At 42.6% G+C, this 15,300-nt stretch carries 15 protein-coding genes; 11 read left to right on the forward strand and 4 right to left on the reverse strand.

Annotated elements, in window-relative coordinates:
- Nucleotides 1–13: 13 nt before the first annotated feature.
- Together AC0L13_RS03275 and AC0L13_RS03280 are read left to right on the forward strand one after the other, a co-directional pair.
- Entirely contained in the window at nucleotides 14–724 is a 711-nt protein-coding gene (locus AC0L13_RS03275; protein WP_473643917.1) for an MgtC/SapB family protein, read from the forward strand.
- A 16-nt stretch (nucleotides 725–740) separates the two neighbouring features.
- Nucleotides 741–1,517 carry an HAD-IIA family hydrolase gene (locus tag AC0L13_RS03280; RefSeq protein WP_473643919.1) on the forward strand — a complete coding sequence of 259 codons (777 nt, stop codon included), beginning with the start codon at nucleotides 741–743 and terminating at the stop codon, nucleotides 1,515–1,517.
- Here the strand turns inward: AC0L13_RS03280 and AC0L13_RS03285 are convergent.
- On the reverse strand, nucleotides 1,512–2,075 hold the full coding sequence (locus AC0L13_RS03285; RefSeq protein WP_473643921.1) for a glycerol-3-phosphate responsive antiterminator: 564 nt from the start codon (nucleotides 2,073–2,075) through the stop codon (nucleotides 1,512–1,514). The genes AC0L13_RS03280 and AC0L13_RS03285 overlap by 6 nt on opposite strands.
- Before the next feature lie 170 nt (nucleotides 2,076–2,245).
- Between AC0L13_RS03285 and AC0L13_RS03290 the strand changes: the two genes are divergently transcribed.
- The 3 genes from AC0L13_RS03290 to AC0L13_RS03300 all read left to right on the forward strand — a co-directional run bounded on the left by AC0L13_RS03290 (nucleotide 2,246) and on the right by AC0L13_RS03300 (nucleotide 6,215).
- Complete coding sequence (locus AC0L13_RS03290; RefSeq protein ID WP_473643925.1) at nucleotides 2,246–3,895, forward strand: glycerol-3-phosphate dehydrogenase/oxidase; 1,650 nt, start codon at nucleotides 2,246–2,248, stop codon at nucleotides 3,893–3,895.
- A gap of 340 nt (nucleotides 3,896–4,235) precedes the next feature.
- Nucleotides 4,236–4,454, forward strand: a complete 219-nt coding sequence (locus AC0L13_RS03295) for a hypothetical protein (RefSeq protein WP_473643927.1) — start codon at nucleotides 4,236–4,238, stop codon at nucleotides 4,452–4,454.
- A gap of 126 nt (nucleotides 4,455–4,580) precedes the next feature.
- Nucleotides 4,581–6,215 (forward strand): copper amine oxidase, encoded by a 1,635-nt coding sequence (locus AC0L13_RS03300; RefSeq protein ID WP_473643929.1) that lies wholly within the window; start codon nucleotides 4,581–4,583, stop codon nucleotides 6,213–6,215.
- Between the two features lie 302 nt (nucleotides 6,216–6,517).
- On the opposite strand, the gene AC0L13_RS03305 is transcribed toward AC0L13_RS03300, so the two are convergent.
- From AC0L13_RS03305 to AC0L13_RS03315, 3 genes are read right to left on the reverse strand one after another with little or no spacing between them, the layout of a single operon-like run.
- Nucleotides 6,518–7,348: an HpcH/HpaI aldolase/citrate lyase family protein gene (locus AC0L13_RS03305; protein ID WP_473643931.1), complete on the reverse strand. Its 831-nt coding sequence runs from the start codon at nucleotides 7,346–7,348 to the stop codon at nucleotides 6,518–6,520.
- 20 nt (nucleotides 7,349–7,368) lie between these two features.
- Complete coding sequence (locus AC0L13_RS03310; RefSeq protein ID WP_473643933.1) at nucleotides 7,369–8,634, reverse strand: TRAP transporter large permease; 1,266 nt, start codon at nucleotides 8,632–8,634, stop codon at nucleotides 7,369–7,371.
- Nucleotides 8,622–9,119 (reverse strand): TRAP transporter small permease, encoded by a 498-nt coding sequence (locus AC0L13_RS03315; protein ID WP_473643935.1) that lies wholly within the window; start codon nucleotides 9,117–9,119, stop codon nucleotides 8,622–8,624. The genes AC0L13_RS03310 and AC0L13_RS03315 overlap by 13 nt, the downstream gene beginning before the upstream one ends.
- Nucleotides 9,120–9,413: 294 nt before the next feature.
- Here AC0L13_RS03315 and AC0L13_RS03320 point away from each other — a divergent pair, with 294 nt between their 5' ends.
- The 6 genes from AC0L13_RS03320 to AC0L13_RS03345 all read left to right on the forward strand — a co-directional run bounded on the left by AC0L13_RS03320 (nucleotide 9,414) and on the right by AC0L13_RS03345 (nucleotide 15,285).
- Nucleotides 9,414–10,448, forward strand: a complete 1,035-nt coding sequence (locus AC0L13_RS03320; protein WP_473643938.1) for a DctP family TRAP transporter solute-binding subunit — start codon at nucleotides 9,414–9,416, stop codon at nucleotides 10,446–10,448.
- Nucleotides 10,449–10,525: 77 nt separating this feature from the next.
- A complete protein-coding gene (locus tag AC0L13_RS03325) occupies nucleotides 10,526–11,845 on the forward strand; it encodes an MmgE/PrpD family protein (protein WP_473643940.1) in 1,320 nt (439 codons plus the stop codon).
- 64 nt (nucleotides 11,846–11,909) lie between these two features.
- Nucleotides 11,910–13,127, forward strand: coding sequence for a CaiB/BaiF CoA transferase family protein (locus AC0L13_RS03330; protein ID WP_473643942.1), 1,218 nt, complete (start codon nucleotides 11,910–11,912; stop codon nucleotides 13,125–13,127).
- Complete coding sequence (pcaC, locus tag AC0L13_RS03335) at nucleotides 13,124–13,504, forward strand: 4-carboxymuconolactone decarboxylase (protein WP_473643944.1); 381 nt, start codon at nucleotides 13,124–13,126, stop codon at nucleotides 13,502–13,504. Before AC0L13_RS03330 ends, pcaC begins: the two co-directional genes overlap by 4 nt.
- Before the next feature lie 23 nt (nucleotides 13,505–13,527).
- Nucleotides 13,528–14,451, forward strand: coding sequence for a hydroxymethylglutaryl-CoA lyase (locus AC0L13_RS03340; protein ID WP_473643946.1), 924 nt, complete (start codon nucleotides 13,528–13,530; stop codon nucleotides 14,449–14,451).
- A gap of 27 nt (nucleotides 14,452–14,478) precedes the next feature.
- Nucleotides 14,479–15,285: an enoyl-CoA hydratase/isomerase family protein gene (locus AC0L13_RS03345; RefSeq protein WP_473643948.1), complete on the forward strand. Its 807-nt coding sequence runs from the start codon at nucleotides 14,479–14,481 to the stop codon at nucleotides 15,283–15,285.
- Nucleotides 15,286–15,300 lie beyond the last annotated feature (15 nt).

Here is a 15,300-nt window from a genome sequence, read left to right on the forward strand (position 1 = left end):
TGGGGGTGAGCAGATGGAATGGTTGGAATGGTTGGAATGGGCAGATATTGAAATGATTACAAAGCTGAGTATTTCGGCGGTTCTCGGTCTCGTCATCGGATTGGAGAGAGAGTTGAAGCGCAAGCCTCTAGGGCTGAAAACGAGTCTCGTCATCTCAATCATCAGCTGTTTGCTGACAATCGTTTCTGTGGAATCCGCCTATTCTTTCCCGGGCAGCGATGATGTCCGGATTCAGATGGATCCGCTTAGGCTCGCGGCACAAATTGTTTCTGGCATCGGGTTTCTTGGAGCAGGCGTCATCCTGCGTCGGGGAAATGAACGGATATCCGGCCTGACGACGGCCGCGATGATCTGGGGAGCAGCAGGAATTGGCATTGCGGTCGGAGCAGGCTTTTATGTGGAAGCGGTTTTCGGTGTTCTTCTTCTTCTCATAAGTGTTGAACTGATTCCGCTTTTTGTAAGTCGCTTCGGTCCGAAGCGTTTGAAAAGAAGAGATCTGACTCTCCGGATTACAGTGAATCAGTCCGAAGGCATCAAGACGGTGATGGATGAGCTTACTAAACAGCGGTTCTCCATTTCACAGTCGAGAATTAAAGATTTACAGGATGAAGAGCAGCATCTTTTGGAAATCAAGACTAGGGTGAATGTGAAACATGCATTGCCACAAATTTACTTCATGATTAAAGAGATTGACCATGTGCAAAACGTTGAAATCATCAGTTGACAGTGAGGGGAGCAGGTTGGCAAAAGGCTATATTTTTGACTTGGACGGAACCATTTACTTGGATGATGATATTATCCCAGGTGTTCCGGAAGCAATTCAGGAGTTGAAAAATCGGGGAGACAAAGTGGTCTTCTTGACGAATAAATCAATTGCCCGTCGAACGGATTATGTTACGAAACTAAATGGCATGGGAATTGAAGTGGAATTGGATGAAGTCATTAATTCCAATTATATTACGGCTCATTATTTAAAATATGAGATGGCTCCCGGAGATACGGCATATGTCATCGGAGAACAGCCGTTATTTGATGAGCTGCTTGAGGCTGGCATCGAGTTGGCGTCAAAAGCGGCGGGTGCAACGCATGTCGTCTTAGGATGGGATCGCCAATTCAATTATGAAAAGTTGAACGATGCTTTTCAAGCGTGGCGGAACGGGGCGGAAATCATTGCGACCAATCCAGACCGTACTTGTCCAGTGCAAGGCGGGGAAATTCCGGACTGTGGTGCGATGATTGGAGCTTTGGAGGGTGCAACAGGTCAGCCCGTGAAACAGATTACGGGCAAACCTTCCTCCTTGATGTCGGAATATGTATTGAAAAATGTGTTGAAATTGAAAGCCGACCAATGTTATATGGTCGGTGACAGGTTGGAAACAGATATCCGGATGGCGAATGAAGCAGGCATCCATTCTGTTTTAGTAATGACTGGCATTACGACATCAGCCATGCTGGAAATAGCAACGGATCGTCCTGCGTTTGTTTTGGATAGTGTAAAAGATATCGCTTCTTTATAAATCAAAATTCCACATGGCCGGATTGCCTGAAGAGACTGCAAGTGCGCCCGCTTCAAGTGCAGCATGGACTTCTGAAATATCGGTGATAAGCCCTCCGGCAATGATCGGGAAGTCAAGCTCCCGTGATAGCTGGTCGATAATTTTAGGCATAATGCCAGGGAGAATTTCCACTGCATCCGGCTTGCACGATTTCACCATTTCAATCCCTTTATTAATCGCACCCCAATCCAGCAGAAAAATCCGCTGAATCGTTTGTAAACCAACTTCATGGGCCATTTTCACAATATGGCTTTTCGTTGTGATGATTCCTGTCGGATTCCAGTATTCAGCTACGTAGTTGAGCGCATTTTTGGAATTGGAAAGTCCGTCAATAAAGTCGAGGTGGAGAAATACATGCTTATTCGCAGCACGAAGCTTTTGTATATAGTCCGCGATGGTCATTAGATTTCCGGTTAAGAGAAAGACGATGTTGGAATTGGATGTCAGAGCGTGTTGTAAATCCTCCTCATTCTTAACGGAGGCAATCATTTGGGATTCCACCATGTCAACTAGATTCAAGTTTATTCATCCTTTCGAAAAATATGAAATAGTACACTATTATAATACCATAGCAGGAAAGTAGATAAAGGAAAATTTTATACGGTCAGAGATGATGAGAGAAGGCCATTACAATCCCTGCATTTAGCAGGGCTATTGTAATGGTCTTTTTACTTTATAGGAGCGTGTTAATGATGAAGTCGTTCTCATTTAACGGCAGACAGGAACTGTTAGGCAGGATTGAAGACGAGCAATATGATGTCATCATTATTGGTGGCGGAATTACCGGAACGGGAATCGCCCTTGACTGCAGTACGAGAGGATTGAAAACTCTTTTAATCGAAATGCAGGATTTTGCAGCCGGTACGTCAAGCCGTTCCACAAAACTTGTCCACGGAGGATTGCGCTATTTGAAGCAGTTTGAAGTCGGCATGGTTGCAGAAGTCGGGAAGGAGAGGGAGATCGTCTATCGAAATGCCCCTCATGTTACCCACCCGGAATGGATGCTTTTGCCGATTTACCGGAAAGGTACATTTGGTAAGTATTCTACATCGTTAGGATTGAAAGTGTATGATTTTCTAGCAGGTGTGAAGAAAATAGAGCGCCGTAAAATGTTGACGAACAAAGAAGCATTGCAAAAGGAACCTTTATTGAACAAAAAGGGTTTGTTAGGTGCAGGTTATTATGTGGAATATCGGACGGACGATGCAAGATTGACAATCGAAGTGGCGAAAACTGCCTTTATGAACGGAGTCGACATGCTGAATTATGTAAAAGCCGAAACGTTCACGTATGATACGAATGGCAAAGTATCGGGTTTGTATTGTAAAGATATGTTCAGTGGTCAACGTTACTTCGTTTCTGGCAAAAAGATCATAAACGCAACAGGTCCGTGGGTTGAAAATGTCATTGCGAAGGACAAAAATATAGAAGGAAAAAGTTTATTCCATTCAAAAGGCGTTCATATCGTCATTGACAGCTCTAAGTTCCCATTGAAACAAGCCGTCTACTTCGACACACCAGATGGCAGGATGGTATTTGCAATCCCGCGGAACGGCAAAACATATGTCGGGACAACAGACACCGAGTATCATAGCGACTTGATTCACCCTGAAATAACCGAAGAGGACAAACGATACTTAGTAGCGAGCATTGCCTTCATGTTCCCGGACGTGCAGCTCAGCTTGCAAGACATCGAATCCTCCTGGGCAGGAATTCGTCCGCTCATCCGGCAGGAAGGAAAAGGTCCTTCCGAAATCTCAAGAAAAGATGAAGTGTGGACATCCGACACAGGACTTATCACAATCGCAGGAGGTAAACTGACCGGCTACCGGAAAATGGCCGAGTCCGTCACAAACATGGTCTGCCAGCAACTTCAGCCAGATCGCGAGCAAAGCACAAAATCAACGACCAAGCATTTAAAATTATCTGGAGGGAATTTTGGGCAGCCAGAAGACTATAAGCGTTTCATTCACGAGAAGGCCGATGAAGTAGCGAAAATAGGAATTTCTTCGATTGACGCCATGAGCATCCTCTCGACATACGGCACCAATACAGAACGCGTAATGCGGTACGCAAACAAATTACTGCAAGAAACTAACTTGCCGCTATCCATCAAACTGACCCTGCACTACGCAATTGAAGAAGAAATGGCAATCACTCCTACCGACTATTTCATCAGACGAACAGGCGGTGTATTGTTCGCCATCGACTGGGTAAATAAATGGAAACACGAAGTCGTAGAATACATGGCGATCATGATGGGCTGGAAGGATGAAGAAAAGGAAATGCACTGGGGCGAGTTGGAAGCTAGAATTTGGGATGCTGTGGAGAGTAAATGAAACGCGAGTAATTGAGCTGTATAAGTGGAGCAGTGAGTCGATCAGTTGAAGGACTGGTCGGCTTGCTGTTTTTTTGTTGGTTTGGGGTTATCTATTGAATATGGGGATTTATCTATTGAATCCTTGAAGTTCTCTATTGAATGTAAAGAGTTATCTATTGAATCCAGAAAATTATCTATTGAATAGGAGAAGTTATCTCCGAAAAGGGACTTTTTGACTGTGCTATATTGTGCAATTACATTACGACAGACAAGGATATTGGGGGCATCTAAAAAAAGAGAATTTATGAAAGGACTTTTTAACCTGTTGTCGAATAGGTTTTTAGAAGGGGTTGGGGAAGATGAAGTACATTGTTAATGTACCAGAAGAGTTGCTATCCAGCAGGAGATTGCTATCGGAAACCATTAACCGGGACTACGATAAAATTGCTCTTATACTTCTAGGAAGAAATATGGATCCTCAGAATTATAGGGAGGATTTATCTATCATCCGTCTTTACTTATTTATGAAGGCAGGGGGAAAATACCTCAAGCGGGAAGCTGATCAATTAATCTATTGATCAGCTTCCCATCTTAATTTCACGAGCAATAAACCAAATACTGCAAAAGGGTAGGTAAACCTCCGTTTCAGTTGAATTTTCATTAACATAACCTGTTAGTAATGAATAAATGAGGAGACTGATGGAATGGGCTTAAGCTCAAAACGTAGTGTGGAGGTAGTTCCAGTTGGACCGGGGCATGAAACGATGAATCGATTGCAAGGTATTTGTGATAATCATCCTTCTATCCAATCTTATTTACAGGGAACAAGGCATTTGTTGTTATCGCTGGAGTTGCTTGATGTTGAAGATAATTCGGGAAATAAATCCGTTAGCCTCCCAAAAAGTGATCAATCTACAGTACCGAGTGATTTTCTGGCAACCTACTATGACTACTCCAATAATCGTACAGTTATGGCAACTGGACCTATTCATGATCCTGAATGTATCAGGGTCTCCTACTTAGATACACAGCCATTGCCTAGTGCGGAGGAGTTTGAGGTAGCGGTATCTATTGTTCGGGATCATCCTGAGCTCGGTTGCTTACTTCGAGAAAATCTTGTGAGTCCTTACAGAGCAATGCCGGCACTTATCGAAACAGAACTTTTAGATGGCTGTATGGATAGGATCCTTGCGGTAGGACTTCTCCCTATTGAAGGGAAGTCAGAGGCTAGAGAGACCTTACATCAGATTGTTGGAGTTAATATGATTAAACGTGAAGTAATCTTCTATGAAGCTGGTGCACCGCCATCTTCCATAGCGCTTGATCAAATCTGTATGCCGCCGCCAGATGCCAATCAAGCTACGGCGAGAAAAGGTACGTTGGGTCAATACCAAGTAAGAATCACGGAAGACAATCAGGAAATATGGAGTTTCCTTGCAGTGAGGCCAACTGCCTCTACAGGTAGAGTTGGTTCGGGCATCGAACTTCGAGATGTGCTGTATCGTGGAAAGAAAGTATTATCCCGTGCTCATGTACCAATCCTGAATGTCCGTTACGCAAATGATGTTTGTGGTCCCTACCGTGATTGGCAGTGGCAGGAAGGGATGTTTGAAGCGATTGGAACAGATGTTGCACCTGGAATCCGAATGTGTTCCACCCCTGCGCGAACAATCCTTGATACTGACTCAGATACTGGTAACTTCCACGGAGTAGCCATTTATGAGGATGGGGAAGAAATTGTATTAGTTAGCGAAGTGGAAGCAGGGTGGTATCGCTATATAAGTGAATGGCGTTTTCATAACGATGGAACGATTCGACCTCGCTTTGGATTTAGCGCAATCGCTAACTCGTGTACATGCAATCCTCATACGCATCACGTATATTGGAGATTTGATTTTGATATACGCACTAGTGGCAACAACGTTGTACAAGAGATTAATGAGCAGATCAGTACCGGAACTTTGATTCCGAGAACAATCAATTATGAAATTAGAAGGCCACGAGACACTTTTCATAATCGACATTGGCTCATTTCCAACAAATCAACGGGTGAAGGATATGCGTTGCTCCCTGGAGAGAACGATGGTAAAGCAGATAGTTTTGGAGTGGGGGATGTATGGCTTCTTCGTTACCATAGTAATGAGTTGGATGACGGACAGGGTTTCACGACAGACGTAAATAAAGCAAGGGCGAATTTAGACAAATTCCTCACTACAAGAGAAAATATTAATGGACAGGACTTAGTTGTTTGGTACGCGGCACATTTCCTCCATGATGAAACAAGTGGAGAGGATGTTTCGCATATTCTTGGTCCGGAATTAAAACCGCGAAATTGGTAAGAGTTTGGGGACTAATTACTTCGGTGCCTGTGCAGCAATCAATTGAGTTCATGTACTACAATTGTATATTGTGGAAATAGAAAGTCATTCATATTGTCGTATGAATGACTTTTCTTTGGGTTTTTATACATTCCAATAAATTGTCATAAATGTTTGTTACACAGGCACCGGAACAAATCAGTTTATGCACTACAATTGCATATTACAGAAACAAAAATTAGCCGTTACGAGGAACGGTTGATTTCTTATTGCATTTTCATGCTTAAAGTTAAATTGTCATAAATGTGCCCTGCACAGGCACCTCATTTACTGCTACTTAAAGTCGATAGTGCTTGTTTATAAACTGGCAGGTCAATCATTTTGTTGTCTAGTTGAATCGCTGAGAGGCCGTTAGACAATGCTTCTTCAAATGACTCTACAACTTTATTCGCCCAGGCAATGTCTGAATCGGAAGGTGCGAATAATTGGTTGACGGGATCGAGTTGTTTTGGATGGATGCATAATTTCGCAAACATGCCAAGGTTTTTTGCACGGTGGATTTCTGCAATTAGACCTTCTTCATCAGATAGATCAATAAAAACTGTGTCAATTGGCGGTGACAAGCCGGCAGCCCGTGAAGCAAGTACGAGAGCTGATCTCGGATAAATGAGCTCATGGCCATGGGCAGAGATCGAGGTGTTTAAATCCAAACAATAATCCACGGCGCCAAATGCTAATCTCGAGATTTGATTGCTGTAGGAAGCGATATCATATGCGTTTAAAACGCCTTTAGCTGTTTCAATTAATGGAATGATGGATTGATTTGATTCAATCCTATCCACTAATTGATGGATATCAACAGGCGATTCGGTTTTAGGCAACATAATGCCAACGCCAGGGAATTTTGAAACCATATCTACATCTTCGTAATAAAAGGAAGTAGAGGAATCATTGACACGGACATATAGTTTCGGCTGAGAGGGGAGTACGGCTTCTGCTAAGAATTCATTTACCAGTTCCCGTACTTTCTTCTTCTCGTTGAAAGCGATGGCATCTTCCAAATCAATGATGATAGCATTTGCTTTTCCGGCAAGAATTGCCTTTTCTATACGGTCTGGACGATTGCCTGGAACAAAAAGATAAGATGTAATCAAAGGTAATCATCTCTTTCCAGTTATTTAATAAGCGCCAGTGAAATTTGCGGGAATATGACGATGATAATTAAAACGAGTACAAAAATCGCGTAAAACGGTACGACTCCTTTGATGACTTTTTCTACTTTTTCTCCGGTTATCCCGCTGACGACAAATAAGTTCAGTCCTACCGGCGGAGTTATCATCCCTAATTCCATATTCACTACCATGATGATTGCAAAGTGGATGACGTTAATGTCAAGTGCAGCTATAATCGGCAGGAAAATAGGTAAAGTGATTAGTATTATCGCAGTTGGCTCCAGGAACATGCCGAGTACAAAGAAAAGCAAACTGACTACAATGAGGAACGTCCATTTATTGAAGCCACTATTGCTCACCCACGCAGCGAATTCCTGTGGAATCTGTTCTGTTGTGAGGAACATTCCTAGTACAAGGGCGGATGCGATAATCAAGAAAATCATCGCAGTCGTATTCACGGACTCCATAAGAATTGTCTGCATTTTGGACCATGTCAACTCCCGATAAATGAAAATTGACACAATAAGTGCATAAAGGCAAGCTAAAAAGGATGCCTCGGTAGGCGTGATGACGCCGGTGTAGATGGCACCAAGTATGAGAACTGGCATAATTAGCCCCCAAGAGGCTTTTAAAGTTGGCATCCAGCGCTTTCTAAGAGGAACTTTTTCCAAACCGCCGTAGCCTTTTCTATAAGCAACAAACACAGCATATAAAATTAATGCCGCTCCGAGCAATATTCCCGGTAAAATTCCTGCTGAGAACAACTTTCCTGTGGACTGTTCAGAGACGGATCCATATAGAATCAAAGGAATGGAAGGCGGAATTAGGATGCCTAACGTACCAGCAGCTGCAACTAACCCCATCGAATATCTTTTTTCATAACCTGCTTTTACCATCATCGGAATCATAATACTTCCTATCGCGGCGGCTGTTGCAGGACTGGAACCTGAAATTGCCGCAAAAACCATACATGTAACAACGGTAACAACTGATAGTCCACCCTTTGTATGGCCGATCCATGACTGGATACATTCAATAAGATATTTTGAAATCCCGCCTTGAGCCATGATTAAGCCGGCGAATACGAAACCGGGTATGGCCATTAATGTTGTACTGTTAACTCCTGTGAACATTTTCTGAATAACGGTGCTTACTGAAAAATCCACCATGAAAAGACCGACGATACTTGAAACTGCCAAACTGATCGCTACAGGCACCCTTAAAAAGGCTAAGGCGAAAAGTAATAGAATTACGACTATTGCTGCCATTTATGATCCACCTCGCTTGTCGCATCTTCTTTTCTAATGAAAAATCGATGAGCTTTTTCAATAAAACGTATAAATAGGAGAGTTCCCGCGATTGGCATAATCAAATAATTGATCCAAATTGGGAAACCTACATCGATTGTTTTTATTTTTTGTGAATAAGCGGCTAGAACCATTTCCATGCCGGTCCAAATGATGAAGACGCTGAAGGTGAGTCCGACTAGTAGGGTAACGATATTGGCAATCTTTTTGTACAGTGGACCAGCTTTGTCGTATACCATATCAATTGCGATATGCTTGTCATCCCTCAAGGCGGTTGAAAAGCCGATAAAGATTGCCCAAACTAATAACATTGTATAAATCTCAGTCGCCCAACTTTGGGAATTGCCCATTACATAGCGCATAAAAACAGAATATAAACTAACCCCAATGCCAACTGAGAAGAATATCCAAGTGAAAGCGTTTTCAATTTTAGCTAAAATTTTCATGTTTTACTTACCCCCTACATGTTTATTGTTGTGCAGAAAAGATACTGTTTTTCTACCTCCTCAGAAAAATGTATTTTGGATACAGATTGTTAAACTACATAATAGTACACCGCTAATAGAATATCAATACTAAATATTTAAGATAGTTTAATTTTTTGGATAGTTCTTTACATTCTATTTTCTGTATGCTAGATTGATTGTGAGTTGTATCCAAAAACCGTGGAATTGATAGGAGGGGGAATTCTACAGGGACATTCAGCATTACCGTTCAAACATTATGGGAGGAGGATTTACATGGGGAAGAAGTATTCTTTGTTCGTATTTCTTTTGATGTTGGTATTGGTTTTATCTGCATGTAGCGAGGGTGATAGCGCAAGTGGGGACGCGGGAAGTGATGATGGAATCACGAAAATGACTTTGAAGTTTTCACACGTAGTAGCTGAGAACACTCCGAAACATCAAGGTGCTCTCGCTATGAAGGAATATATTGAGAAAGAATCCGACGGAAAGATTAAGGTGGAAATCTATCCGAACAGTTCCTTATTTGGAGATCAGGATGAATATCAAAACTTGGTAGCGAATAATATCCAGTTCATCGCACCTGACTTATCTAAATTTGTTGGAAATAATCCACAATTCAACATGCCATCCTTGCCATTCCTGTTTGCAAATGATGAACAGGCAATTGAATTCTGGGATGGAGAGAAAGGTCAGGAAATTCTCGGCAGTTTAACTGGCGATGGAGTTTTAGGTATATCCATGTGGCCAAACGGTGGGAAGCATCTTACGAATGATGAAAGACCGATTAAGGAACCAGCCGACTTGAAAGGATTGAAATTCCGGACACAAGGTGGCCAATTGTTGGAGACGATCTATAAGACTTTGGGGGCAGGGTCTGAATCCATTCCATTTGGAGAGCTGTACACAGCGTTAGATCAAGGCGTTGTTGATGGCCAGGAAAATACATTCAGCAACATTGAATCGAAGAAGTTCCACGAAGTTCAAAAGTATATGACAGTAATGAACCATACGCGAGTCGATTATGCAATATTCACGAATACAAAGTTCTGGGACGGCTTAAATGATGCAACTAAAGAAATTGTTGAAGCGGGAATTGCGGAAGGGACTAAGGTTGCGCGAGCGGAAGCGAAATCCTTAAATGACCAGGCGTATGAAAAAATAAAAGAAAGCGGCGCTATTGAAATTATCGAACTTACTCCTGAGCAAGTGGAGGAATTCCGTAATGTTCTAGCACCGGTATATGACGAGTATCGCGATGAAATCGGCGCAGATGTTATCGATGCGGCTTTAGAGATTTCGAAAAAATAACGACTAGATCTAAAACGATTGAAAAGTTGAACAGAGTATGTGCAACTTTTCAATCGCTTCTATATGGGGGATGAAGAATGGTTACTAAAGAACTTGTTTCGAATTGTTTAACGACTTCATTCGATCAAATACCGGATGAGGTCAAAGCACACGGGAAGTTAAGTCTATTGAATTGGCTTGGAGTAACAATAGGAGCAATTAATGATCGTTCGATCGATATGTTAGTTGACTTGTCAAAGGAACTTCAATCAGCTGAACAGGTTTCGCTGTTCGGAAGGGATGACAAAGTGGACCTGCTGATGGGGGCATTGATTAATGGCACAGCTTCCCATATTTTTGATTACGATGATACTCATTTAGATACGATCCATCATCCTAGTGGTCCTATTGCTCCGGTTGTTTTGGCGTTAGGGGAGCATATGGATTTGAGTGGGGAAGAAATACTTCATGCATTTATTTTAGGGTGTGAAGCTGAACTCCGGATTGCTAATGCTGTTTATCCAAGTCATTATCAACTGGGTTGGCATATTACAAGCACAACAGGAATATTTGGTGCAGCGATAGCCGCCGGTTTATTGCTTAAGTTGGATGAAGAGAGGTTAGCTTGGGCGCTAGGAATTGCAGGAACTCAATCATCTGGGCTCAGAGAGGTTTTTGGAACAATGTCAAAGCCGTTTCATCCCGGAAAAGCTGCGCAAAATGGGTTGTTGGCTGCATTGCTTGCGAAAAGAGGATTCACGAGTTCAGTACAGATATTAGAAGCCAAAAGGGGCTTTGCTAATGTACTTGCTCCGGAGCACGACTTGTCAAAGGTCAACTTTAACTGGGGCGCCGAATGGGAGCTTGGAAAAAACAGCTTTAAACCATATGCCTGCGGGATTGTCCTTCACCCGTCGATCGATGCGTGCATCCACTTGAAACAGAAAGTGGCTGAAGAAGACCTCGAATGTATTGAGTTAAAAGTGAATCCATATGTACTTGAATTGACCGGAAAGCAAAATCCTCAAACAGGGCTCGAAGGGAAGTTCAGCATCTATTTCACAGCGGCAGTTTCTTTCTTAAAAGGGGACGCTAGTGAAAAACAGTATACGGATGAAAATGTAAAAGATCCTGCCATTGTGGAATTGCAGTCGAAAATCCGTGTCGTTGTTGATGAGATGATGAAGGAAGAAGAGGTGCTGGCGAAGGCAGTTTTGCATGATGGTACTAGCATCGTATATGAGGTGAAGCATGCAAAAGGCAGTCTTGGAAATCCGATGACGCTTGAAGGTATCATTAATAAATTCAAAGGTTTAGCAAGTGATGTTTTGTCTAATGAGTCAGAGTCGGAGAGATTGATTCATGACATATTGAATTTGGAACGAGTGGAATCGGTTAAAGAGTTAACAACAAGATGATATTATTTTTATTTATTTTGGATACAAAATCCACCGCTAGTTACATGAAAAGGAGGAGCTTGGCATGGAAGGTCCGCTAAAAGGAATAACAGTGATTGATATTACAACGAATATTTCGGGACCTAGTTTAACAATGATTTTGGGTGATTTAGGTGCTGACATCATTAAAATAGAGCGTCCATTCATTGGGGATGATTCCCGGGGCATGGGGCCGTTATGGGAAGGCGAAGGAGTCTACCATCTTCAAATCAATCGAAATAAACGTTCAATTGTCATTGATTTGAAGAGCGAGGAAGGGAAAGAGCTGCTATATACGTTCGTAAAAGAAGGTGATGTCTTCGTCGAGAACTTCCGGCTTGGAAAGGCGGAAGAAATCGGTTTTGGCTACGAAACGTTGAAAGCGCTTAATCCTAGTTTGATTTATTGTTCGCTGACGGCATATGGACAAGAAGGGCCGGATAGCAAAAAACCCGGATATGATGCAATCGTCCAAGCCGAGACAGGGATTATGAGCATCAATGGACCTGCCGGAGGGGAATCCGCTAGGGCGGCAGTTTCTATTTTGGACCAAGGAAGCGCGATGTGGGGGGCAATTGGGGTACTCTCTGCTTTATTACATAGAGAGCGCACAGGCGAAGGACAAAAAGTGGAAACTTCATTGTTTGAAACAGGTGTCTTTTGGACGGGCTATCATTTACTCTCTTACATGGCAACTGGAGAAGAACAAGTAAAAATGGGAACGGGACATAGCTCCTTTGCGCCGTATGGGGCGTTCAAGACGAAAAGCGGTGAACTCATGATTGGAATATCAAATGACTCACTGTTCGGAAAGCTATGTAAAGCGTTGGATAAAGAAGAGTGGATAGAGGATCCGAGGTTTAAGAAGAACTTAGATAGAGTTAAAAATCGAAATCAATTATCTCGTGAGATTGAACAGGTACTTAGCAGCCAAGATGCTTCCTATTGGTTAGAACGAATTGATCAAGCCGGTGTTCCTAGTTCTATAATCCGAAACATTTCATCAATGATTGATCATCCACAGATGGAGAGCACACGGATGTTGGAGGAAGTTGCCCATCCGTTAATCGATGAAATGAAGCTTGCGCGTTTGCCGATTAGATTGTCGGCTTCGCCTGTCAGGATTAGAAAAGCACCGCCTCTATTAGGAGAAGATACAATTTCGATACTACAAGATAGTGGTATTTCGCAGGAGACGATTGATGAACTTTTGTCCAAAGGAGTCATTCAAACTAAAAAAGTTGAAAGGGTTGCCAAAATATGAACAGTGAAAAATTCGAAAAAGGGTTGGAAATTAGACGAAGTGTCCTAGGAGCAGAGTATGTAGATAAATCAATTGAAAATGCGAACGATTTTAACATGCCGATGCAACAATTAGTTACCGAATATTGCTGGGGAGAGGTTTGGTCAAGGCCTGGACTGCCGAAAAAAACAAGAAGTATGTTGAACCTTGCCATGATTACAGCATTGAACCGTCCACATGAGCTGAAGCTGCATGTCAGAGGTGCGCTGAATAATGGCGTAACTAAGGATGAAATTCAAGAAGTTTTATTGCAAACAGCAATCTATTGTGGCGTGCCTGCTGCAATAGATAGTTTTCGTGTAGCAAATGCGGTGTTTGAGGAGGAAGAATCCAAATAAGAAAGCAGGCGAGGGGGATAACAATGGACTTCCCTAAAGAAGTACGGATCAATGAAATGGTCTTGCGTGATGGACTACAACTTGAGAAAAAAATATTGACTGTTGAAGAGAAAAAGCTCCTCTTTTCATCCTTAAAGGATGCAGGAGTGAAGTCATTTGAGTTCGGCTCATTCGTCCACCCTAAGTTGGTGCCGCAAATGGCTAACAGTGATGAATTGTTCGAAGAAATTGCAGATGAGGCTGCAAACTTAGTAGCTCTTGTCCCAAATTTGAAGGGGGCAGAAAGAGCGGGGGAATCCGGAGTAGAACAGATCAACTTCGTTTTTTCGGCAAGTGACACGCACAATATGCAGAACGTCCATAAAACTACAGCACAATCTATTGCGGAACTGAAAGAAATAAATGACTTTTGTAATCGGAATAATATAGTTCTCAATGCAACGATTGCTACTATATTCGGTTGCCCATTCGAGGGAGAGATTCCTAAAGAACGTGTTCTTTCTATTATTAATCAATTGCTAGATTTTACTATCAACCAGCTCACTTTGGCTGATACGACGGGGATGGCGAATCCGAAGCAAGTCTTTGAATTATTAACAGAAGTGAAGGCAGCATTTCCGGAGCAAAATCTCAATTTGCATTTCCATAATACGAGAGGAATGGGGTTATCAAACATACTCGCAGGGTTACAAGCTGGGGTGACAAACTTCGATGCAGCTTTAGGCGGCTTAGGGGGATGTCCTTTTGCTCCGGGGGCGACAGGAAACGTTTGTACTGAAGATGTTGTTCATATGTTGCAAAGTATGGGAATCCGGACGGATATCCGATTGGATGGACTGCTAGAAGCATCAGCTTTACTTGAAACAATTATCGGACATCCGAATAGCAGCTATCTCCTTAAAGCGGGACCGTATGATCGGAAGTACGCTGTCCCTGTTTCAAAATAGACGAGACCAATAATCAGGAGGATGACTATGCAGTTGACAACAAGCAAATGGGAAACACTTAAACTGGATGAATCATATGCAGAAGACAATGTATACGTCCTGCAGCTTAATCGGCCCGAAGCTATGAATGCCTTGAACACTCTGATGGCGGTTGAGCTTATTGAATGCTTATCAATCTTGAAAGACAAAAAGGATTTGAGAGTGCTAGTTCTAACCGGCGCCGGAGAAAAAAGCTTTTGTGCAGGGGCGGATTTGCGAGAACGGAAAACGATGGATAATGAGCAGTGGAAAAAGCAGCATGATATTTTTGAAGATGCGTATAGTGCATTGCGAAATTTTCCGTTCCCTGTTATTGCAGCTATTAATGGATATGCCCTTGGCGGTGGTATGGAGATGGCGCTGAGCTGCGACCTTCGTTATATGGCTGAACATGCAAAAATGGGCTTGCCGGAAGTGACATTGGGAATCATCCCGGGAGTCGGAGGAACTCAGCTTCTTCCTAGAGCCATTCCTGTAGCGTTAGCAAAAGAATTTTTATTCAAAGGGAATCAAATTACTGCAAAAAGAGCAGCCGAAACCGGTCTTGTGAACAATGTTTATTCCAGTGATGAATTAATCGGGAGGACAGTCGAGTCGGCTCGTGAAATTGCTAAAAACGCTCCTTTGTCCCTTCAGTCGATCAAAAGATCAATTGACAGAGGGCTTGAAACCGATTTACATACAGCCCTGTCAATCGAGTTGGACCAATACTACAAATGCGCTAACTCGGAAGATCGAAAAGAGGGCGTACTGGCCTTCAATGAAAAACGGTTGCCGAATTGGCGAGGAATCTAACAAAAATAAACAAGG

The organism is Sporosarcina sp. QA0331 (genome assembly GCF_055808055.1).

Bases quoted from the DNA above. Each gene is read 5' to 3' on its own strand.
- AC0L13_RS03300 (WP_473643929.1), top strand. From the start codon at position 4,581: ATGGGCTTAAGCTCAAAACGTAGTGTGGAGGTAGTTCCAGTTGGACCG.
- AC0L13_RS03330 (WP_473643942.1), top strand. From the start codon at position 11,910: ATGGAAGGTCCGCTAAAAGGAATAACAGTGATTGATATTACAACGAAT.
- AC0L13_RS03340 (WP_473643946.1), top strand. From the start codon at position 13,528: ATGGACTTCCCTAAAGAAGTACGGATCAATGAAATGGTCTTGCGTGAT.
- AC0L13_RS03310 (WP_473643933.1), bottom strand. From the start codon at position 8,634: ATGGCAGCAATAGTCGTAATTCTATTACTTTTCGCCTTAGCCTTTTTA.
- AC0L13_RS03320 (WP_473643938.1), top strand. From the start codon at position 9,414: ATGGGGAAGAAGTATTCTTTGTTCGTATTTCTTTTGATGTTGGTATTG.
- AC0L13_RS03315 (WP_473643935.1), bottom strand. From the start codon at position 9,119: ATGAAAATTTTAGCTAAAATTGAAAACGCTTTCACTTGGATATTCTTC.
- AC0L13_RS03275 (WP_473643917.1), top strand. From the start codon at position 14: ATGGAATGGTTGGAATGGTTGGAATGGGCAGATATTGAAATGATTACA.
- AC0L13_RS03290 (WP_473643925.1), top strand. From the start codon at position 2,246: ATGATGAAGTCGTTCTCATTTAACGGCAGACAGGAACTGTTAGGCAGG.
- pcaC (WP_473643944.1), top strand. From the start codon at position 13,124: ATGAACAGTGAAAAATTCGAAAAAGGGTTGGAAATTAGACGAAGTGTC.
- AC0L13_RS03345 (WP_473643948.1), top strand. From the start codon at position 14,479: ATGCAGTTGACAACAAGCAAATGGGAAACACTTAAACTGGATGAATCA.
- AC0L13_RS03295 (WP_473643927.1), top strand. From the start codon at position 4,236: ATGAAGTACATTGTTAATGTACCAGAAGAGTTGCTATCCAGCAGGAGA.
- AC0L13_RS03325 (WP_473643940.1), top strand. From the start codon at position 10,526: ATGGTTACTAAAGAACTTGTTTCGAATTGTTTAACGACTTCATTCGAT.